The sequence below is a fragment of the Variovorax sp. GW821-FHT09D05 genome (genome assembly GCF_059416325.1).
In genome coordinates, this window is record NZ_JBWKOZ010000006.1 from 442472 (window position 1) to 465194 (window position 22723).

Genomic DNA, 22723 nt, shown 5'->3' on the forward strand with positions numbered 1-22723 from the left:
GCGGGGGGCGAGGCCATCCATCAGCGCGCGCCTGCTGTCTCCCTGTCCTGCGCATCGCACATGGCCGCATGCAGATGGCTCAACATCGCAGCGTGGCGCACGATGCCCTGATGGTCGGCATCCACTTCGACTGAAGCACGCGCTTCGCCGTCGAACTGCGACAGGAGCGCGGCCTTTTCCGCAGCCGCTCTTCCCTTCTTCCACCAGAAATGCGGCGCCACGTTCAGGCGCGGGAACGCGGCGATCTTTTCCGTGATCGCGTTCATGCGCCGGGTTGCGACGATCCCCTGGACGATGTCGGCCGTCTTCATGCTCATGCCGGCCGCGGCCACGATTTCTTCGACAGCGTCGCGCACGGTCTCGTCCGATGCTGAGCGGATCGGTTCGAACCTGTCGAGCATCGCTTCGACGGCCTCGCGGCCCATGCTGCCGTTCGCGGTGTCCAGAACGAAATCGCGGAAGTCCTGATACCAGCCGTCCGGATCGAAGCCCTCGTCCAGCAGGAAACTGTCGACCATGCCGAGGAAGGCGACGTCCACGCCCTCCTGCTCCAGCAGGCTGGCGACATGCACTGCAACAACCGCTCCCAGTGACCAGCCGACGATGCCAACGGCACCCTGCGGCCGCGTCTTGCGGATGAGATCGACGTAGTACCGGGCCATCTGCCCGATCGACTCCAGCCCGGTGATGTCGTCCGTGTAGCTCAGGCCGTAGACGGCACGCGAGTCTTCCAGGTGGCGCGCCATCGGCCGATAGTCGACCGGATGGCGCAGCCCGGGCGGCACGCAGAAGAGCGGCATCGCTTCTGCCGGCCCGGCATACGCGTTCAGCAACTGGACAGGCTGCGGAGTCGCTCCGATGTCCAGCTGTGCAACCAGCCTGGCGATCGTCTGCTTCTGAAGCAGGTCCTGCAGGGAGATCTTCACGCCCAGCGCACGCGACTTGTTGATCCTGGCCAGCAGCCTGAGCGCGACAAGGGAATCGCCACCGAGCTCGAAGAAGTTGTCGTGGCGCCCCACGTGCGGCACGCCCAGCACCTGCCCCCAGATCGCTGCCAGTGCGCCCTCCACCAACCCCTGTGGCTCTTCGCCTGCCCGCGCCTCCCCGAACTCCGGCGCCGGCAACGCCTTGCGGTCGACCTTGCCATTGGCGTTCAGCGGCAATGTATCCAGCACCACCAGCGCCGCCGGCACCATGTAGTCCGGCAACGCCCCGGCAAGACGTTCACGCAACACGGCTGTCTCGATGGCCTGCCCGGCGTGGGCGGAGACATAGCCCACCAGTCGGGCTCCGCTTGCGGCATCTCGTGCCACCACCACCGCTTCGCGCACTTCGGGCTGCGCCAGGAGTTGCGCCTCGATCTCGCCCAGTTCGATGCGGAAGCCCCGCACCTTCACCTGGTGATCGATGCGGCCCAGGTACTCCAGTTGGCCCTCCGCATTCCAGCGAACGAGGTCGCCCGTGCGGTACAGCCGGGCTCCATCTTCCGTCGCAACAAAGCGCTCTGCGGTAAGGCCCGCCCTGTTGAGATAGCCGCGTGCAAGGTTAACCCCGCCCAGGTACAACTCTCCCGCCGCTCCTGCAGCTACCTGGTTGAGTTCCGCATCCAGCACATGCGCCCGGGTGTCGCTGATGGGTCGTCCGATCGGCACCTGGCTCCGCCCGTCATCCCGGCAGGTCCAGTGCGTCACGTCGATCGCGGCCTCGGTCGGGCCATAGAGATTGCAGAGCACTGCCTGCGGCAGCCGCCTGAACACTTCGTTCTGTGCTTCGGCCGACAGGGCCTCGCCACTGCACACGATGCGCCGCAGACTGGTGCAAGCCTCGATGCCCTCGTGGGCCAGGAAGGCCTGCAGCATCGAGGGCACGAAGTGCAGGATCGTGACCCGGTGCTGCCCGATCAAAGTTCGCAAGCGTGCCGGGTCGCGGTGGTCGCCCGGAAGGGCAACCGCCAGGCGGGCACCGAACATCAAGGGCCAGAGAAACTCCCACACCGACACGTCGAAGCTGAAGGGAGTCTTCTGCAGCACGGTGTCGTTGGCGCCGAGTGCATAGGCTTGCTGCATCCAGGCAAGGCGGTTGTACAAGGCGCCATGACGGTTGGCGACGCCCTTCGGCTTTCCGGTGGAGCCGGAGGTGTAGATGACGTAGGCGAGGTTCTCGCCGCTCAACGCAATCTGCGGATTTGTCTCGGATTCGGCGCGAACGTCCAGCATGTCGAACGACAGCACCTGCACGGCCTCGGTGCCCGGCACGGTGAGATGGCTCTGCGTCAACACCAGCCCGATGCCGCTGTCGGCCACCATGTAGGCCAGCCGGTCCGCCGGGTAGTCCGGATCCAGCGGCACGTACGCACCGCCTGCCTTCAGGATCGCCAGGATCCCCACCACCATCTCGATGGAGCGCTCCACCGCGATGCCCACCTTCGCCTCTGGCCTTACGCCAAGGCCAATCAGATGATGCGCGAGGCGGTTCGCCCTCGCATTGAGCTGCGCGTAGCTCAGCGTCTCTTCGCCGAAGCTCAAGGCCGGCGCATCCGGGGTTCGTTGCGCTTGCCCTTCGATCAGCCGATGCACCGGTGTCGCGTTTTCATGGCGCTGCGTGTTCACACCCCACGCCGCGAGTTGCGCGCGCTCCGCCGCGCTGCAAAGATCGACGCCCGAAAAGGCCTGCCCCGGATCGACCGTCAATGCCTCGAGCAGGCGCACGTACCAGCCTGCCAGTCGCGCCACCGTCGCCTCGCCGAAAAGGCCCGTGTTGTATTCGATCTGGGCGTGCGCCCGCGTCGGTTCGATGAAGAAATCCAGTGACAGGTCGAACTTCGCGCTCGCATTGCGGGCACCGATCTCCTCCGTGCGCGCGTCGCCGAACGCGAGGCCGGCAGCGCTGTCGCCCATCTGCACGCCGAACATCACCTGGAACAACGGATTGCGCGACGCGTCGCGCTTCACGTTGCGGCTGGCCAGCAGCGCCTTGAGGGGAAGGTCCGCATGCTCCAGCGCGGACAACGAATCGCGTCGCACCCGTCGGCAGATTTCGAGCAGCGTGGCGCGCGGCTCGAGCCGCGCCCGGAACACCTGGGTCGTGATGAAAAAACCCACCAGATCGCGTACCTCGTCGCGATGGCGACCGGCATTGGCCACGCCGACGGCAAAGTCGTTCTGGCCGCTGTACCAGCCCAGCAGCATCTGCCACGTCGCGAGCAGGACCACGAAGGGCGTGCACTTTTCCGTGCGGCAGAACTTCTGCAACGCCACGGCTAGTGCAGGCTCCAGCTCGAAGCGATGCACGGCACCGTCGAAGGTCTGCCGCGAGGAACGAACCCCGTCCAGCGGCAGTTCCAGCGGCGGCACGTCGGCACCCAGATGGGTGTTCCAGTAGTTCAGCTGCGTCGCCAGGGCCTCGCCCTGCAGGCGTTCCCGCTGCCACAGTGCGTAGTCGGCGTACTGGACCGGCAAGGCCGGCAGCCGCACGGCCGCGCCCGCGGCCAATGCCAGGCGGTAGGCCGAAGCGAGGTCCGCCGCAAGGATGGGGTTGGACCAGGCATCCGACACGATGTGATGCAGACAGACCGTCAGCACATGCTCTTCGTCCGACAGCCGGATCAACCTCGCCACCAGTGCGGGCGCGGCGCCCAGGTCGAACACGTGCAGGGCCATCTCGCTCGTCAGCGCATCGACACGCGCCTGCCGCACGACCCCGGACTCCAGGGACAGATCGAACCGCTCCAGCACGAACGTCACGTCTTGCACCATCTGCTGCATGGGAACGCCGTCTTTCTCGAAGAAGCGGGTGCGCAGGATGCCGTGGCGATCGATCACGGCCTGGAACGCCCGCTCGAGCGCATCCGCATCCAACGGGCCCTGCAGGCGGAGCATCCTCGGCAGGTTGTAGGCCGTCAGCCCCGGCTCCAGGCACTGCAGGAACCAGAGCTGCTCCTGCGCATGGGACAACGGCACCTCGTCGCCGTTCGACACTCGACGGCGGATTTCGTCGTCTTCCTCCGCCCACTCGTCTGCTGCCGAAATCCGCTGCGCCGCATCGGTGATGTTCATCACTGTTCCATCCTGCATATCAAACTGATCCTGAGTCCTTGAGGCGAGCTTGCTCGTGCGTGTGCGCCAGCAGTTCCATCCGCTCGACGTCCTGCTCCTCCAGCGCGCGAAGCGCCGCCGCCAGCGTGGCGACGGTGGGATGGTCGAACACCAGCCCCGGCGCGATATCGAGTCGCAGCAGCTTGCGGATGCGCGCCACCAGCTTGATCACGAGCAGCGAGTGCCCGCCCAGTTCGAAGAAGTCGTCTTCCACGCCGATGACGTCGCGCTGAACGAGGCCGGCCATGCACTGCGCCAGCACCGATTCGAGTGCGTCGCGCGGGGCCGTTGCCACCGGCTTCCGGTCATCGACCTTTGCTGCGGACAGCAACGACTGGCGATCGATTTTTCCGTTCGGCAGCCGCGCGAACTCCGCAACGAAGGTGCAGCGTGCGGGCACCATGTGCGCGGGCAGCAGCGTACCCAGCCGCCCGGTCAGCGCCGAACGGTCGGCCTCCGATGCGAGCAACTCGTCTGCCACGACGAAGGCCCGGAGTTCGGCGTCGCCTCCGCCGGCCGGCACCGCCAGCACCACGGCCTGCCGTACGCCGGGCTGCGACAGCAACACCGCCTCCACCTCGGCCGGTTCGACACGAAAGCCACGGATCTTGACCTGGTCGTCAGCCCGCCCTGCCAGGCGGATGCCGCCCTCGGGCAGCACGCAAGCCAGGTCGCCCGTACGGTAGAGCTTTTGCCCGGGCTGAAATGGATCGGCCACGAAAGCGCCTTCCACTTCCCGGTTCAGATAGCCGCGGCACAGCTGCGCACCGCCGACATACACCGCCCCCAGCGCACCGCTCGGCACCACGCGCAGGGACTCATCCAGTACATGGATGCGGTTGTTCGCCAGCACGCGCGACAGCGGCAGCACCGAAGACGAGGCGCCTTCTGCCGGCACACGATGCACCATCACACCCACCGTCGTTTCCGTGGGGCCGTAGTGGTTGTAGACCACGGTCTGCGGTGCGAGCCGCGCGATGCGCTCGATGAGCGAGCGCGGTGCGGCCTCGCCGCCCAGCACCAGCGTGTCGGGCAGCTTCGGTGCATCGTCCTCGAGCAAGGCCTCCAGGTGGGAGGGCACCATCTTGAGCGCGTCGATCCGGCGTTCGCGCATGAAGCCCGCGAAAGCGCGCGCATCCTTCACGTCGCCGGGGTCCGCCACGACGAGGCAGGCGCCGTTGTGGAACGCACCGAAGAGCGCCGTGTTGCCCAGGTCCGCGACGACCGAGCTGGTGAGCGCCCAGCGACGGCAGCGGCCCAGGTCCATGGCCGACGACACCGCCGCCACGTAGTTGAGCAATTGCCCTTGCTCGATCACCACGCCCTTGGGCGTTCCCGTCGAACCCGAGGTGTAGAGCACATAGGCCAGGTCACGCATCGCAGGCTGGTGTGCCGGCGCGCTGTCGGCAAAGCCGCCCCGGTCCATGTCACCGAGCGATGCCTGCCGCCACGGCGCATCGCCGGGCGAAGCCGACCCGGTGGCATGGAGCACGAGCGACGGCACGGCGTCTTCCAGCACGGCCTGGCGGCGTGCAGCGGGCCATTCGGGGTCCAGCGGCAGGTAGCCCGCCCCGATGCGCCAACTCGCGAACATCGCTACCAGCAAGTCGACCGACCGCGGAAGGTTGAGCGCCACCAGCGCTCCGGCCGTGGCGCCCTTGGCCTGCAGCCAGTGCGCCATCCGGTTGATTCGCGCATCGAATTCGCGGTAGCTCAGAAGCACATCGCCTGCCTCCAGCGCGGGCGCGTCCGGCGTCGTCAGAGCCCAGCCGGCGACCTGCTCGGCCAGCGTGAGGGTTCCGAAATCCGCCTCCTCGCCACGGGCTGCGAGCAACAGCAATTCGCGCTCGCGCGAACCGACCAGCACGAGACTGCCAACCGTCGCGCGAGGCTGCGCCACGGCATCTTCAAGCAACGTGCCGTACTGCCACAGCAACCGCTCCACGGCCTGCGATGAATAGCGCGATGCGTCCGCATGCACGGACAGCGTGAACGCCTGCCCGGCCTGGCCGACCTGCAGGGCCAGCTCAAAACAAGGCTGCGGCCCGGGCGCGGTGTCCACACGCCATGACACGGCGCCGTGCGACCGCACAGGCGCCTCGTCGAAACCGAAGCCCACGTCGAGGTGCGCGGAGATCGGCGGCGCATCGATTGCCCAGTACTCCTGCGCCTCGGTATGCGCCTCGACTGTTTTGCCCAGGCGCCCGATCCAGTCGGATAAGCGCTCTTCAGGCGCGACATCCACGACCACGGGCAGGATCTTCTCGAAGACGCCCACTGCTGCCTGCATCACTTCGTAGTTGCGCCGGCAATCGTTCTGCCAGCCGGCAACGAATGGCCGGTGGCCCGTCAGCCGGGCCACGAGCAGCCACCAAACGGCCTGCAGCAGCAAGTCGGTGCCGCACCCGAGCTGCCCGGCCACTTCCTGCATGCGGGCGGCGAGCGCCGCGTCAAGAGGAAGGGCGAGGCTGATGCGAGTCGGTGTGCCTTCGCGCTCCCCGTCCGCCCGGGTGTTCAGGCGCGGCGCCTGCAGCATGTCGGCGCGGTCGATGTAGGCATGCCAGTAGCCACGCCCGTCGGCCGCTTCGTCGTCGCTGTCGAGCTCCTGGCGCCATTCGACGAACTGCGCGTACTGGAAGACCTCGTCCGCATCGACGACCTGCCCCGTCAGGTAGGCCGTGGCAATCTGATCCAGCAAGCCCTGCAGGCTGCCCTTGTCCGCGGCGAACACGCTGGCAACCAGCAGGAGCTTGTGTCGTGTTTCTCCGAGCCGGGCGACTCCGATGCGCAGCAGCGCGCCGCTCGCGACATCCAGCGGCTCTTCCGTACACACGGCGATCCAGTCGGCCAGCGCGGCCGCACTGTCGTCATTGCCGCGAAGGTCGATTTTTTTCAGGCCCGGCGCGACCACCGCATCGAGTGCCTGTTGCCGCAGGCCCCGGAAGCCGGGAACCTGCAACACAGCCGAGCGCAGCGCCACATGGGCCTGCACCACCGACTGCACCGCAGCCTGCAGGCGCGCCGCATCGAGCTCGCCGTCGAGATCGGCCAGCAGCACGAGCTTGGGCGCGCCGGTCGCGGCCTGTTCTCCGTGCTGAGCCCAGATGGCACGCTGCTCCGGACTGAGCGGCAAAGCGGAACTCGTGGTTTCAAGGATGGCAGCCATGGCTTCAACCCTCGGACACAACGGGTTGCTGGGCAGCGCGGTCGAACATCGCGCCCATGGCGACCACGATCTTGCGCGGCCCCTCGTACGGGTCCCGCGCGTGTGCCGCGAGCATGTTGTCGAGCATCACCACATCGCCCTGGCGCCAGTCGAAGCGCACGGCGCACGCCTCGTAGGCACGGCCGACGATCGCCATGGTCTCATCATCGATCGGCGTACCGTCGCCGTAGGTCACGTGCCGCGGCAGGCGATCCAGGCCTCCGGCCATGACCAGCAAGTCTTCGCGCACGTCCGCCTCCAGGCAACTCACATGGTGCAGTTGGATCTGGTTGAAGAAAACGCGCTCGCCCGTGACGGGGTGCGTGATCACCGCCGGGCAACGGGTGCGGGTCTGCAGCGTTTCCTCGTCCAGCCAGCGCCAATCGGTGCCCGCCAGTGCGAGACGCGCCTCGACCTCCGCCTTGCTGTCGGTCTTGAAGAAGTCCTGCCAGCTCACGTCGAACCGGGGCACGAAGGTGCGCACGTACAACAGCTCCTTACGCTCGAACTCCGCCACCATGTCGGCCGGCAGATGGCGCAGCATCTCGCGGCAATCGACGATGGGCGTGGCGCCGCCCACGGGCGAAGGCAGCTCGCAGAAGAACCACTGCTTGCGCGGCCAGCGGTCGAGGTGCGAGCTCTCGTTGTGATACAGGATCATCTGGCGCTCGGGATACGGCGTCGAGCGATAGGTGTTGCGCCCGCCTTCCTTCTTCGGCAGGTCGCCGTAGCCGCCGTAGAGCTCGGGCTCGATCACTTCTGCAAAAGCCTCGAATTCCTGCGGCGTACGCAGGCCGAAATTGCGCAGCAGGATGCCGCCGTGCTTGCGCAGGCTGGCCTCGATGTAGTCACGCTGCTCCCGGGCCCATGCCACCGCGTCGATGTCGCTGCTCGTGGCCTCGATGACCAGCGGAAAGGTCCGTTGGTCCGACAGGAAGGACGTGCGCACGGGCGAGCGCGGTGCCGACTGGACGTCGCGGTCCTTGTCCGCGAATTTCTTGAGCTTCTGCAGTTTGCCCAGCGCAGGCGAAGTAGATGACATGGTTTTTCTTTCCGGGTTGGATTGAATGACGAAACTCTCCAGCACGCCGTTGGGTGCCGCGACAACCTGCTGCAGGAGATCGCGCCACGCGGCGGATGCGCGTTCGATGGTTTCGCGCACATACAGGCTGGAGGCAAAGGTCCACTCGGCCCGCAGGCCGCTTTCGTTCTCGCTCACGAAGACCGCGAGGTCGAACTTCGATGTCGTTCCGGGTTTCGCGATCGGCTCGATGACGACACCCGGGATCTCGAAGCGTTCTTCGGGCATGTTCTGCATGACGAACAGCACCTGCACCAGCGGGTTGTGCTGGCGGCTGCGGGGCGCGCCGACCAGCTCGACGATCTGGTCGAAAGGCACGTCCTGGTGCTCGAAGGCCGACAGCGTGCTCTCCTTGACCGTCGAGAGCCACTGCACGAATGGCAGTGCTGGCAAGAGCCGGGAACGCAACGGCACGACGCTGACAAAAAAGCCGATCAGGTCTTCGAGCGCCGGATGGTCGCGCCCTGCAACGTCAGTGCCGACCACCAGGTCGTCCGACGCGGCCTGCCGGTGCAGCACGAGCAGGAAGGCCGACAGCAGCAGCACGTAGAGCGAGGTCTTCTGCTCCCGCGCCAGGCCCTGCAGCGCCTGCGCGAGCTCGCTCCCGATATCGATGCCGACCGTGTCGCCCGCCACCGAAGCCACAGGGGGACGGGTGCGATCGGGTTTGAGCGTGGAAACGGCGGGAGCGGCATCGAGGTAGTCGCGCCAGAACGCGGTGTCTTGCGCAAGGTTCTGCGCGAGCTTGCGGTGGTGCCAGTCGGCGTAGTCCGCGTACTGGATCGCGAGCGGTGCAAGGGGTGAGCCACGCCCCTCCCGCAGCGCCGCATAGAGGGCCATGAAGTCCTGGATGAAGACGGCTTCCGACCAACCGTCGAACACGATGTGATGCACGCACAGAAGCAGCACGTGCTCCTCGGGCTGCAAGCGCAGCACGGCCGCCGCAAAGGTCGGGCGCGTTGTCAGGTCGAACGCGGTGCCCGCATGCGCGGCGAGCGCGTCGTTCATCGCTGTCGCCCGGAACTCGCCCGACAGGTGCGAAATATCCGTCAACGGAACGACGAGCTCGCTCTCTGGCGCGATGCGCGCCACGGGGTCGCCGTCGTCGTTCTCGGGGAAGCAGGTCCGCAGCACTTCGTGCCGCTGCACGATGGCATCGAGCGTGGCCCGCACCAGATCGACATCGAGCGCTCCCGACAACCGCAGCGCCGCCGAGATGTTATAGGCCGAGTGCTTGCCGGTCGAACCGTCCGACAGCCGGTTCACCAGCCACAAGCGCTGTTGCGCGGGCGAGAGCTTCATGTCGGCCATGCGCTCGACCGGTTGCAGCACCGGTGCCTGGCTGGACAACGGGGTGCCATGCCTCGCCTGCCGGGCGACATTCGCAAGGTCTCGAAGCACCGGGTGCTCGAATATCTTGCGCAGCGGCAACTCGAAGCCGCCGTCGACGCGTGCCCTCGACGCGAGTTGTGCGGCCAGCAGGGAGTGCCCGCCGAGCTCGAAGAAGCTGTCATGCCGCCCCACGCGTGCAACGCCCAGCACCTCGGCCCAGATCGCAGCCAGCTCTTGTTCCACCTCGCCTTCGGGCGCCTCGTATGCGCGGTCGCTCGTGAACTCCGCCTCCGGCAGTGCCTTGCGGTCGACCTTGCCGTTTCCGTTCAAAGGCAGGCGGTCGAGCACGACGATGGCGGCCGGCACCATGTAGTCGGGCAGCACCACCGCGAGCCGGTCGCGCAGCATCGCCACCTCCATCGCCTGCCCCGCCTGCAATGCGATGTAGGCGACCAGCGATGCGCCACTCGCGCTTTCGCGCGCCACTACCACGGCCTCGCGCACTTCGGGCTGCGCCAGCAACTGCGCCTCGATCTCTCCCAGCTCGATGCGGAAGCCCCGCACCTTCACCTGGTGGTCGATGCGACCCAGGTACTCCAGTTGGCCTTCTGCGTTCCAGCGCACCAGGTCGCCCGTGCGGTACAGGCGCTGACCGTCTTTCGCCGCAATGAAGCGCTCGGACGTCAGGCCCGCGCGCTGGAAGTAGCCGCGCGCCAGGCCGATGCCGCCCAGGAACAGTTCGCCCGGCACACCTACCGGCGCCGGGTTCAGGAATCCGTCCAGCACGTGGAGCGTTGTGGCCGCAATCGGTCCGCCGATGCGAGGCCTGCCGCGAACCTCGGCCGCCGTCGACCAGATGGTCGTTTCGGTGGGGCCGTACATGTTCCAGAGCTCGACGCCGATCGCCCGCAGGTCTTCCGCAAGGTCTTCCTGCAGCGCTTCTCCACCGCACAGGCCCTTGAAGTTCGCAAGCCGACCGCCGTTCCATCCGGTAGCCCGCAAAAGCCGCCAGCCCGCGGGCGTGGACTGAAGCACCGTGGCGCCGCAGTCATCCATCAGTTTCCCGAGCGCACTGCCGCTTCGCACCACATCCCTCGATGCCAGCACGAGGCGCGCACCGCTGAGCAGCGGCAGATACAGCTCCAGGGCAGCGATGTCGAACGACAGGGAAGTGACTGCGACTAGCACGTCGTCCTGCGTCATGCCCGGTGCGTCTTTCATGCTCAGCATGAAGTGGCTGAGCGACAGGTGCCGCACCATCACGCCTTTCGGTTTTCCCGTGGAGCCGGAGGTGTAGATGACGTAGGCCAGGTTCTCGCCGCCCAGCGCGATCTGCGGGTCCGCATCGGAGCAGCCGCCGGTGTCCAGCGTGTCCAGTGCCAGTACCTGCAGCGCCTCGGCGCCCGGCACCAGGGCTCTCAGGTGACTCTGCGTGAGCAGCAGCGCGATGCCGCTGTCAGCCACCATGTAGGCCAGCCGGTCCACCGGGTACTCCGGGTCCAGCGGCACATACGCACCGCCGGCCTTCAGGATCGCGAGCACGCCAACCACCATGTCGATGGAGCGCTCCACTGCAATCCCCACCTTCGTCTCCGGCTTCACGCCCAGGGCGATCAGATGGTGCGCGAGGCGGTTGGCTCGCGCATTGAGTTCGCCGTAGCTCAGCACCTCGTCGCCGAAGACCAGCGCCACTGCATCGCGATGTGCCGCGACCTGTCGCTCGATCAGCCGGTGCACCGGCACATCTCCTGCATACCGCACGGTGTTTTCACCCCACGCGGCAAGCTGGCGCTGCTCGCCATCGGACATCACCCCGAGTTCGCAGACCGGCCAGTCGGGCTGCAGCGACAGGCCCTGCGCCACGGCCTCGACAGCTGCAACCATCAGGTCGCACACGCGCCCGGCATCCACGGCCTCGTGAATCTGCGCGACCAACCCGAAGCCCTCGCCCAGGTCGTCCACCGACATCTCTATCGGGTAGTTGGTGCGCTCCCTGCTGCCGAGGATCTCCATGCCCTCCCAGAGCGGGCCCTTCTGCGCCGCCTTGCCCTGCTGCGCGCCGTAGCGGTAATTCAGCAGCGCCGTGAACAGCGGCATCCGCTCCGGCAGTCCGCTGCAGCGCTGGGCCAGCGAGAGGCTGGCGTATTCGTGATGCATCAGCTCGATCAGTGCCGCATGCGTCTGGCGCACGCATGCCTGCACGCCTTGCGTTCCCAGCCGAACGCGCACGGGCAGCGTGTTGATGAACATGCCCAGCGCCCGGTCGGCATTCGCGCCGCCCTGCATGCGGCCGAACAGCACGGTGCCGAACACCACGTCGTCCCTGCCCGTGGTCTTGCTCACCACCAGCGCCCAGGCCAGGTGGAACAGCGCCGCGGCGCTCACGCCATGTCTCTGTGCCTGCCGCCTGACCTGCAACGCGAGTCGGGCGTCCAGCGCGAGCGAGGTTTCGCGCACGCGGGTGCCGTCGCCCTGCACGTCGAGCAGGCCGAACGGCGCCGTCGGCTCCTCCACATCGGCGAGCATCCGGCTGAAGAAGGCCTTGTGCTCGGCCTGGCTCACGTCCAGCCTGGCCTGCCCGACGAAGCGCCGGAACGGCACGGGCGCCGACAGCTCGGCCTTTCGCCCTTGCTGGATCAGCGCGATTTCCTCGACGACCAGCTCCAGCGTGGTGTGGTCCACCACCAGGTGATGGTTTGCCAGTTGAAGGAGCCAGCGGCCGTTGTCCGTGTCGTGAGCGGCGATGGCCCTGAGCATCGGTGCATTGCGCACGTCGATGCGGTAGCGGGCCGGGTCGACGTGCGCATCGAGCCGCGCGGCCGCGCTCGCACCACTCGGCTCGGCATCTGCCAGCCACTGGAGCTCGAGCAACGCCTTGCGATGCACCACCTGCACCGGTTCGGGCAGGTCTTCCCACATCACGGCCGTTCGCAGGATGTCATGGCGCGCAATCACTTCGTTGAAGCTGGCGACGAAGTGCTCGAGCCTTTCGCGGCTCTCGAAACTCAGGCGGTTCAGCGTGATGTATGCGTCGCCCTCCGTCTGCAGCATGTGGTGGAAGAGCATCCCCTCCTGCATCGGCACCAGCGGGTAGATGTCTTGTACGTTGGCCGCCCCGCCCGGCACCGCCGCCTCGATGCGCGCAATCTGCCGCGCATCCAGCGCCACAAGCGTCAGCATCTCCGGCTGGATCGCCCTGCAATCCGCCGGAATGCCGTTGGGCGGAACAATCACTTCCCGCCGCACCGGCTCCTGCGCCAGCGCCTGCGCGAAGGCGCCGAGCCGTGGCTGCTGGAACAGCGTGCGCACCTGTGCCGCCCAGCCCTGGGCGCGCATGCGCTCCAAAAGCCGCAGCGCCAGCAGCGAATGGCCGCCGAGTTCGAAGAAGCTGTCCTGCCGCCCCACGCGCGCCACGCCCAGCACCTCGGCCCAGATCGCCGCGAGCTTCTCTTCCACCTCGCCCTCGGGCGCTTCGTACGCCTGCTCGCTCGTGAATTCCGCAGCCGGCAGCGCCTTGCGGTCTACCTTCCCGTTCGTGTTGAGCGGCAATCCTTGCAGCACGACGATTGCCGCGGGAACCATGTAGTCGGGCAGCGCCTGGCCCAGCCGCTCCTTCAGCTGCGCAACGTCGATCGCCTGGCCGGCATGCGGCGATACGTAGCCCACCAGCCTCGTGCCGGCGGGGCCTTCGTCGGCCACCACAACCGCCTCGCGCACTTCGGGCAGCGCCAGCAACTGCGCCTCGATCTCTCCCAGCTCGATGCGGAAGCCCCGCACCTTCACCTGGTGGTCGATGCGGCCCAGGTACTCCAGCTGCCCCTCGTTGTTCCAGCGCACAAGGTCGCCCGTGCGGTACAGCCGCTCTCCGTCCGCTCCCGCGACGAAGCGTTCCGACGTCAGGCCGGCCCTGTGCAGGTAGCCGCGCGCGAGGCCGGCGCCGAAGACATGCAACTCGCCGGCCACGCCGACCGGCACCGGGTTCAGATGCGCATCGAGTACCCGCAGCCCGAGGTCCGGAATGGCAAGGCCGACCGGACTGCGCTGCCGGCCCAGGTCTGCCGCCGTGATCCGCCGGTAGGTCACATGCACCGTCGTCTCGGTGATCCCGTACATGTTGACCAGCTGCGGGCTTTCGTCTCCGTGGTGCTCGATCCACCGGCGCAGCCGCTGCGGGTCCAGGGCCTCACCGCCGAAGATCACCGCGCGCAGCGCCAGGCGCTCCTGGCCAGCCTCGTAGGCCTGCGGCAGGCTGATCAACTGGCCGAACGCCGAAGGCGTCTGGTTGAGCACCGTCACCTTCTGCGCCCGCAGCAGTTGCAGGAAGTCTTCGGGTGACCGGCTGACCCAGAACGGCACGATGACCAGCTTGCCGCCTGTGCACAGCGCGCCGAAGATTTCCCACACCGAGAAATCGAAGGCATAGGAATGGAAAAGGGTCCAGGTGTCTTGCCGGCCGAACCGGAACCAGGCATCGGTGGCGCCGAGCAGCCGCGTCACGTTGCGATGGCTCATCTGCGCGCCCTTGGGCCTGCCGGTGGAGCCCGAGGTGTAGATCACGTAGGCGAGGTTCTCGCCGTGCAGCGCGACCTGCGGGTCGCTTGCGGGCTGTGCGTCCAGGTCCAGCGTGTCGAGCGCCAGCACGCGCAATCCCTCGGCGCCCGGCACCTGCGACTGCAGATGGCTTTGCGTCAGCAGCAGCGCAACGCCGCTGTCCTGCGCCATGTAGGCCAGCCGCTCCGCGGGGTACTCCGGGTCCATCGGAACATAAGCGCCGCCGGCCTTGAGGATGCCCAGCAGGCCCACCACCATTTCCATGGAGCGCTCCACCGCGATCCCCACCTTCGTTTCCGCCTTGACGCCCAGCGCGATCAGGTGGTGCGCGAGGCGGTTGGCCCTGGCGTTGAGTTCGCCGTAGCTCAGCATCTCGTCGCCGAACACCAGCGCTGCCGCTTCGGGCTGCTGCGCAGCCTGCCTTTCGATCAGCCGGTGCACCGGCGTCGCATCCGGAAAGCTTTGCGAATCGGCACCCCAGGCCGCGAGCTGCGCCCGTTCGGCTTCGCTCAACAACGTCACCTCGCCCACGGCCTGTTCGGGGTGGTCCGCCAGTGCCTGCAGCACCGTCAGGTAGTGGCCGGCCATGCGCTCGATGGTCGAGGCATCGAACAGCTCTGCCGCATAGCTGAACTTCGCATGCAGCCGGCCGTCGGGGCTCTCGTCGGTGACCAGCATCAGCTCGAACTGCGCGGCCTGGGCTCCCAGGTCGTAGGGCTCCAGCGCAAGCCCCGTCAGCCCCTCCAGTCCCGAGAAATCCGCGCGCTGATGATTGAACAGCACCTGGAACAGCGGCTGGATTCCCGGAATGCGCTCGGGCTGCAGTGCCTCGACCAATTGCTCGAATGGCAGATCCTGATGCATCTGCGCGCCCAATGCCGCCTCGTGCGTCTGCGCCAGCACCTGCAACAGGCTGGTGCGGTTGTCGACCACGGCGCGCAGCACCTGCGTGTTGACGAAAAAGCCGACGACGCCTTCAGTCTCCACACGGTGGCGATTCGCAATCGGCACTCCCACGCGAATGTCTTGCTGGCCGCTGTAGCGACCGAGCAGCACCTGGAAGCCGGCCAGCAGCACCATGAACACCGTGCCCCCCTGGCTCCGGGCCCGCTTCTGCAGGCCCTGAACCAGCGACACGGGCAACTCGACCCGATGGGCGGCCGCGCCATACCGGGCATCGGGCCTTCGGGCGCGGTCGAGCGGCAGTTGCAGCACCGGCTGCGTCGCGCCGAGCTGCGCCTTCCAGTAGGCGAGCTGGCGCTCCTGCTCGCCGGCCTCCAGCCAGTGGCGCTGCCACACGGCGTAGTCGGCGTACTGGATCGGCATTGCCTGCAGCGCCACCGCTTCGTGCTGCACGCAGGCGCGGTACTGAGCCACAAACTCGTCCACGATGATCTGCAGCGACCCGCCGTCCGAGACGATGTGGTGCATCACCAGCACCAGCACGTGCGCTTCAGGCGCCAGGCGGATCAGCGCCACCCTCAGCAGCGGTCCTTGCGTCAGGTCGAAGGGCGTGTTGCCGATGCGGTGTGCTGCTTCGCGGGCCATCGCTTCGCGGGCGTCGGCGTCCGTCAGGCTGAGGTCCAGCAGCGAGAAGTCGAGTTCGCCGTCTTCGCGAATCACCTGCTCGGCGAGCCCGTCGGCATCGGCGCGAAACACCGTGCGCAACGATTCGTGGCGCGCCACCAATGCCTTGAAGCTCGTGCGTACCGCGTCTACATCCAGTGCGCCCGTGAGCTTGAGCGCGTCGCTGATGTGATAGGCCGTACTCTGCGGATCGAGCTGCCACAGGAACCACTGGCGCTGCTGCGCGTAGGAGACATGGCAGAGGTCCTGCGCCGCGTCTTCGCGCGGGAGGATGGGAAACTGGTCGAGCGTCAGGCCTTTGGAACGGATCCCCTCGTACACCACGCGGCGCTGCTCGGTCGACAACCGGGAGAAGCGCTCGGCGATGCGACGGGTTGCTGTGGTTTCCATCAAACGGTCTCCATGCTGTCGATTAGCGAATCGATTTCTGAAAGGGCCTGGACCACGGGGCTGTCCCGAAGGGCCTCGGCGATCCGGGCGGCCATGGCGGCCAGGGTCGGGTACTGGAAGACGTCGCGGATCGTGAGTTCGCTTTGCATGGTGGCATGCAGGCGCGCCACCAGCCGCGCGGAAAGCAGCGAGTGCCCGCCAAGCTCGAAGAAGTTGTCGTTGCGCCCCACGCGCTCGACACCCAGCACCTCCGCCCAGATGGCGGCGAGCTTCTCCTCGGTCTCGTCCCGTGGCGCCTCGTACGCGCTGCACGCGGTGAACTCCGGTGCGGGCAGCGCCTTGCGGTCCACCTTGCCGTTCGCGTTCAGCGGCAGTGCGTCGAGTACCACCAGCACCGCGGGCACCATGTAGTCGGGCAGCGCCTCGCCGAGACGCTCGCGCAGCACGGCGGTGTCGATGTCCTGCCCCGACACATAGCCCACCAGCCGGGTCCCCGCAGGGCCGTCGTTCGCAACGACCACGGCTTCGCGCACCTCAGGCTGCGCCAGCAACCCTGCCTCGATCTCGCCCAGCTCGATGCGAAAGCCCCGCACCTTCACCTGGTGGTCGATGCGGCCCAGGTACTCCAGCTGACCCTCGTTGTTCCACCGCACCAGGTCGCCCGTGCGGTACAGCCGCTCTCCGTCTTCTGCTGCGATGAATCTTTCTGCCGTCAGGCCCTCGCGGTTCAGGTAACCGCGCGCCAGCCCGGCACCCGAGACGTACAGCTCGCCCGCCACGCCCAGCGGCACCGGGTTGAGCTGCCCGTCGAGCACCCGAAGCCCCAGGTCCGGGATCGCGATGCCCACCGGACTGCGCGCCTCGCCGACGTCCGCAGCGGTGATGCGCCGCCAGGTCACGTGCACCGTGGTCTCAGTGATGCCGTACATGTTGATCAGCTGCGGGCTGTCGTCGCCGTGGTGCTCTATCCACCCGCGCAGGCGTTGCGGGTCCAGCGCTTCGCCGCCGAAGATCACTGTGCGAAGCGCCAGGCCGCCTTCGTACGCCTGGGGCAGGCCGGCCAGCTGGCCGAAGGCCGAGGGCGTCTGGTTGAGCACCGTGACGCGCTCCTTGCGCAGCAGCTGCAGAAAGTCTTCAGGCGAGCGGCTCACCCAGAACGGCACGACCACCAGCTTGCCGCCGGTGCACAGGGCGCCAAAGATCTCCCACACGGAGAAGTCGAAGGCGTAGGAGTGGAACATCGTCCAGACGTCGTCAGCGCCGAAGCCGAACCACGCATCTGTGGCGCTCAACAGGCGGCTCACGTTGCGATGGCACAGCTGCGCACCCTTGGGCCGGCCCGTGGAGCCCGACGTGTAGATGACGTAGGCGAGGTTCTCGCCGTGCAGTTCGACCTGCGGATCGTGCGACGGCTCTTCGGCCAGGCCGAGCGTGTCCAGCGCCAGCACCTGCAGCGCTTCGGTGCCTGGCACCTGCAGATGGCTCTGCGTGAGCAGCAGGGCGATGCCACTGTCGCCGACCATGTAGGCCAGCCGGTCGGCCGGATATTCCGGATCCAGCGGCACGTAGGCACCGCCGGCCTTCAGGATCGCCAGGATGCCCACCACCATCTCGATGGAGCGATCCACTGCAATGCCCACCTTGGTCTCGGGCCGCACGCCCAAGGCGATCAGCCGGTGTGCGAGGCGGTTGGCTTGTGCATTGAGCTCGGCGTAGCTGAGCGTCTGCTCACCGAAGGACAGCGCTGGCGCTTCGGGATGCGCCCGAACCTGCTTCTCGATCAGCCGATGAATCGGCTCACTCGTTTCAGCCGCCCGCTTGCGCGCGCCCCATGCCGCCAGTTGCGCATGCTCGGCTTCGCCCAGCAACGCCACGTCGCCCACCGGCTGTTCGGGGTGATCGGCCAGGGCGGACAGCACCGCGAGGTAGTGTCCCGCCATGCGCTCGATGCTTCGAGGCTCGAACAGTTCCGCGGCGTACCGCAGGCTCGCTCGCACACTCCCATCGGCGCTTTCAGTGGTTTCCAGCGTCAGTTCGAACTGCGCGGCCTGCGCGCCCAGGTCGCACTCGGTCAGCGTGAGGCCGGGCAGGTTCTGCAGCGCCTTCAGGTCGCCGCGCTGGTGATTGAACATGACCTGGAACAGCGGACTGGTGCTCAGGCTGCGCTCGGGCTGCAGCGCCTCCACCAACTGCTCGAACGGCAGGTCCTGATGGGCCTGTGCGCCGAGCGCGGCGTCCCTGGCGCGTAGCAGCACCTGCGTCAGGCTCTCGCGACCGTCCAGCACGTTGCGCAGCACCTGCGTGTTGACGAAGAAGCCGATCACGCTTTCGGTTTCGGCGCGGTGGCGGTTGGCAACCGGCACGCCCACGCGAATGTCGGACTCGCCGGTGTAGCGGCTGAGCAGCACCTGGAAGCCCGCAAGCAAGCCCATGAACAGCGTCGCGCCCTGACCCTGCAGGCGCCGGTGCAGCCGCTGCACGAGATCGCCCGGCAGTTCGAATCCATGCCGCACGGCGCTGTATCGGCCGTCGGCCTTTCTTGCGTGGTCGGTGGGCAGTTGCAGCACGGGCTGCTCGGTGCCGATGTGCTGCGTCCAGTACGCCAGCTGGCGGTCGCGCTCGCCGGCTTCCAGCCAGTCGCGCTGCCATGCGGCGTAGTCGGCGTACTGGATCGGCAATGGAGGCAACTCTGCAACCGAGCCTTGCACGCGTGCGCTGTACTGCGCCACGAATTCGTCGACGATGACCTGCATCGACCAGCCGTCGGACACGATGTGGTGCATCACCACGACGAGCATGTGCTCCTCGGGCGCCAGGCGGATCAGGCCTACGCGCAGCAGCGGGCCTTCGCCCAGGTCGAAGGGCGTGTGGCTCAGGCGCAGGGCTTCTTCCCTGCTGCGCGCTTCGCGTTCCTGCCCGGTGTGCAGTGCCGCGAGATCGACCATGGCGATGTCCAGCGCCCCGGCTTCGCGGATCAGTTGCCGGGCCAGGCCTTGCGCGTCGGCGCGGAACACTGTGCGCAGTGACTCGTGGCGCTGCACCAGCGCGTTGAAGCTCGCGCGCACGGCCTCTACATCGAGCTTGCCTTCCAGCTTCAGTGCGCCGCTGATGTGGTACGCGGTGCTTGCGGGGTCGAGCTGCCACAGGAACCACTGGCGCATTTGCGCGTGGGACAGCGCGAGGGTGCCGACGCGCTGCGTTGTCGTCAGTACGGGAATTGCCGGTGCCTGTGAAGCGTGATCGATCCTGATGGCATGGGCGATGCGCGACAGGCTCTGGTGTTCGAACACCTGTCGGGGATTCAGTTGCACGCCGGCCCTGGCGGCGCGCGCCGCTACCTTGAGGCTGAGGATGGAGTCGCCGCCGAGTTCAAAGAAGTTGTCGTTGCGGCCCACGCGGGCGACGCCGAGCACATCGGCCCAGATCGTTGCGAGCGCCTGCTCGATCTCGTCCTCGGGCGCCTCGTACGCCCTGTCGCTCGTGAACTCCGGTGCTGGCAGCGCCTTGCGGTCTACCTTGCCGTTGGCGTTCAGCGGCAGTGCATCGAGCACGACGATGACGCTGGGGACCATGTAGTCGGGCAGCGCCTCTGCAAGGCGCTCTCGCAGCGTTGCGGTGTCTATGCGTTGCCCCGAGACGTAGCCCACGAGCCGCGCTCCTGCGGGGCCTTCGTTCGCGACGACGACTGCTTCTCTTACTTCCGGCTGCGCCTGCAACTGCGCCTCGATCTCCCCCAGCTCGATACGGAAGCCCCGCACCTTCACCTGGTGATCGATGCGCCCCAGGTACTCCAGCTGCCCTTCGTTGTTCCAGCGCACCAGATCGCCCGTGCGGTACAGGCGGCTTCCGTTGTCTGTCGCGATGAAGCGCTCTGCCGTCAGTCCTGCCCGCTTCAGGTAGCCCCGTGCGAGGTTGATGCCCCCCAGGTACAGCTCACCGGCCACGCCCACGGGCACTTCGTTCAGGCTTGCGTCCAGCACGTACGCCTGCGTCTCGCTGATCGGCCTCCCGATCGGCACCTGGCTGCTGCCGTCGTCCCGGCACGTCCACTGGGTGACATGGATCGTCGTCTCCGTCGGCCCGTACAGGTTCTGTAGCGTGGCGCCGCTCAGGCGCTGAAGTGCTTCCCTCTGCGTGGCTGCTGGCATGGCCTCGCCGCCGCAGATGATGTGCTTGAGCTTCGTCGTCGCTTCGATGCCCTCGTAGGCCAGGAAGGCCTGCAGCATCGAGGGCACGAAGTTCAGTGTCGTGATCTGGTGCTTCTGGATGAGTTCGACCAGGCGCACCGGGTCGCGGTGATCGCCCGGGTTGGCGATGACCAGTCTTGCCCCTGAGGTCAATGGCCAGAACATCTCCCAGACCGACACGTCGAAGCCGAAGGGGGCCTTGTGCAGGACCGTGTCTGCACCTGCGAGGGTGTAGAACTCCTGCATCCAGGCCATGCAGCTGAACAGCGAGCAATGGCGGATGGCTGCGCCCTTGGGGCGGCCTGTGGAGCCTGAGGTGTAGATGACGTAGGCCAGGTGTTCGCCGTGCAGGCTGACTTGCGGATCGGCCTCGGACTCGGACGCTGTATCGAGGGTGTCGAGTTCCAGCACCTGCAATGCATCGGCACCCGGGATCAGCGAACGCAGGTGGCTCTGGGTCAGGAGCAGCGCGATACCGCTGTCCTCGACCATGTAGGAAAGACGGTCTGCGGGGTACTCAGGATCAAGGGGTACATAAGCACCACCCGCCTTGAGCACGGCGAGGATGCCCACCATCATTTCTGTGGAGCGCTCCACGCAGATGCCCACCAGCACATCTAGGCCTGCGCCCATGCCGATCAGGCGATGAGCCAGCCGGTTCGCTCGGGCATTGAGTTCCGAATAGCTCAGGGCTTCATCGCCGAAGACCAAAGCAGGCGCCTGCGGCTTCGACTTCGCATGCGCCTCGATCTGGCGATGCACGGGCTGTGCGCCCTCATGGCGGCGCGGGTTCTCGCTCCACGCCACAAGCTGCGCGCGCTCCGCAGCCCCCACCAGCGCCACATCGCCCACTGCCAGCTCAGGCTGGGCAGCCAATGCCTCCAGCACCGACAGATAGTGCCCAGCCATCCGCTCGATCGTCTCCCGATCGAACAGCTCCGCCGCGTAGAGAAAAGTCGCATCGACCCGCCCGTCTTCGAGTTCCAGCGTCTGCAGCGTCAACTCGAACTGCGCATCCTCTTCCTCGAAATCCAGCCGCTGAACCGACACGCCCGGCCATTCGGCCAGCGAGCGATGGTCGCGTCGCACGTGGTTGAACATCACCTGGAACAGCGGGTTCGCGCTCAGGCTGCGTTCGGGCCGCAACGCACCGACCAACTGCTCGAACGGCAGGTCCTGATGGGTCTGCGCGCCGATGGCGGTGTCACGCGTCTGCACCAGCAACTCGGCCAGCGTCGTGCGCGCGCCGATTTGCGAGCGCAGCACCTGCGTGTTGACGAAGAAGCCGACGACGCCCGCCGTCTCCGCGCGGTTGCGGTTGGCAATGGGCACGCCGACGCGCGCATCGGTCTGCCCCGTGTGCCTGAACAGCAGCGCATTGAAGCCTGCGAGCAGCGCCATGAACAGCGTCGCGCCTTGCCCTTGGGCCTGCTGGCGCAGCCGCGCGACGGTGTCGGCCGGCAGCGCGACGGTGACGCGTGCCGAGCCGTAGCGGCCATCGGCGTTGCGCGGGCGGTCGGTGTGCAGCGAGATCACCGGCTGCTCGGTGCCCAGGTGATCGCGCCACCATGCGAGCTGGCGCTCGCCCTCGCCGCCGTCGAGCCACTGGTTCTGCCAGACGGCGTAGTCGGCGTACTGCACCGTCAGTGCGGGCTGCGCTGCTGGCTGCCCCTGCACGCGCGCGGCGTACTGCGCGGCCAGCTCGTCCAGCGTGAGCTGCACGGACCAGCCGTCGGACACGATGTGATGCATCACGACCAGCAGCCGATGCGTTTGCGCGCCGGTCTTCAGCAGCACGGTGCGCATCAGCGGGCCGCGCGTGAGGTCGAAAAGCTCGGTGCGAATGCTGCGCACCTCGTGCTGGATGGCTGCCTCGCACGCTTCAGTGTCGAGCGCGCTCAGGTCGATGCACGGCAGTTCAACCGTCAAGGTCTCAAGAATGACCTGCTCCGCCTCGCCGTCGCCTTCCTCGCGGAACACGGTGCGCAGCGACTCGTGGCGGTCGACCAGCGCCTGCATGCTCGCGCGCAGGGCCTCGGTGTCCAGTTGCCCCGTGAGCACCAGGCCGCCGCTCAGGTGATAGGCGGTGCGGGCCGGGTCCAGCTTCCACAGGAACCACTGCCGGCGCTGGGCAAAAGACAGCGGCGCCCGGTCCTTCTGCGGGCGCGGGGGAATGGCGCTCCCGGCCTCTCGCGTGCCGGCCACATTCGCACCGCGCAGTCTTTCTTTCAGCCTGGCGCGTTGTTCGGCGCTCAGGCTGGCGCGGCGTGCGGAGATATCCTGGATTTCGGGCATG

4 protein-coding genes are annotated in these 22723 nt (G+C 67.2%); all 4 read right to left on the reverse strand.

What is annotated here, in order from left to right; genetic code table 11:
* Positions 1-20 precede the first annotated feature (20 nt).
* Genes AC07O3_RS19115 through AC07O3_RS19130 form a run of 4 tightly spaced genes read right to left on the reverse strand, consistent with a single transcriptional unit; the run spans position 21 to position 22722 of the window.
* Entirely contained in the window at positions 21-4055 is a 4035-nt protein-coding gene (locus AC07O3_RS19115; RefSeq protein WP_495340040.1) for an amino acid adenylation domain-containing protein, read from the reverse strand.
* Positions 4056-4074: 19 nt separating this feature from the next.
* A complete protein-coding gene (locus AC07O3_RS19120; RefSeq protein ID WP_495340041.1) occupies positions 4075-7260 on the reverse strand; it encodes a non-ribosomal peptide synthetase in 3186 nt (1061 codons plus the stop codon).
* Positions 7261-7264: 4 nt separating this feature from the next.
* Positions 7265-16240 carry an amino acid adenylation domain-containing protein gene (locus tag AC07O3_RS19125; RefSeq protein WP_495340042.1) on the reverse strand — a complete coding sequence of 2992 codons (8976 nt, stop codon included), beginning with the start codon at positions 16238-16240 and terminating at the stop codon, positions 7265-7267.
* Positions 16240-22722, reverse strand: coding sequence for an amino acid adenylation domain-containing protein (locus AC07O3_RS19130; protein WP_495340043.1), 6483 nt, complete (start codon positions 22720-22722; stop codon positions 16240-16242). Before AC07O3_RS19130 ends, AC07O3_RS19125 begins: the two co-directional genes overlap by 1 nt.
* Position 22723: the final 1 nt, after the last annotated feature.

Coding starts and splice junctions, on each gene's coding strand:
- AC07O3_RS19130 (WP_495340043.1), bottom strand. CDS start 22,722: ATGCCCGAAATCCAGGATATCTCCGCACGCCGCGCCAGCCTGAGCGCC.
- AC07O3_RS19120 (WP_495340041.1), bottom strand. CDS start 7,260: ATGGCTGCCATCCTTGAAACCACGAGTTCCGCTTTGCCGCTCAGTCCG.
- AC07O3_RS19125 (WP_495340042.1), bottom strand. CDS start 16,240: ATGGAAACCACAGCAACCCGTCGCATCGCCGAGCGCTTCTCCCGGTTG.
- AC07O3_RS19115 (WP_495340040.1), bottom strand. CDS start 4,055: ATGAACATCACCGATGCGGCGCAGCGGATTTCGGCAGCAGACGAGTGG.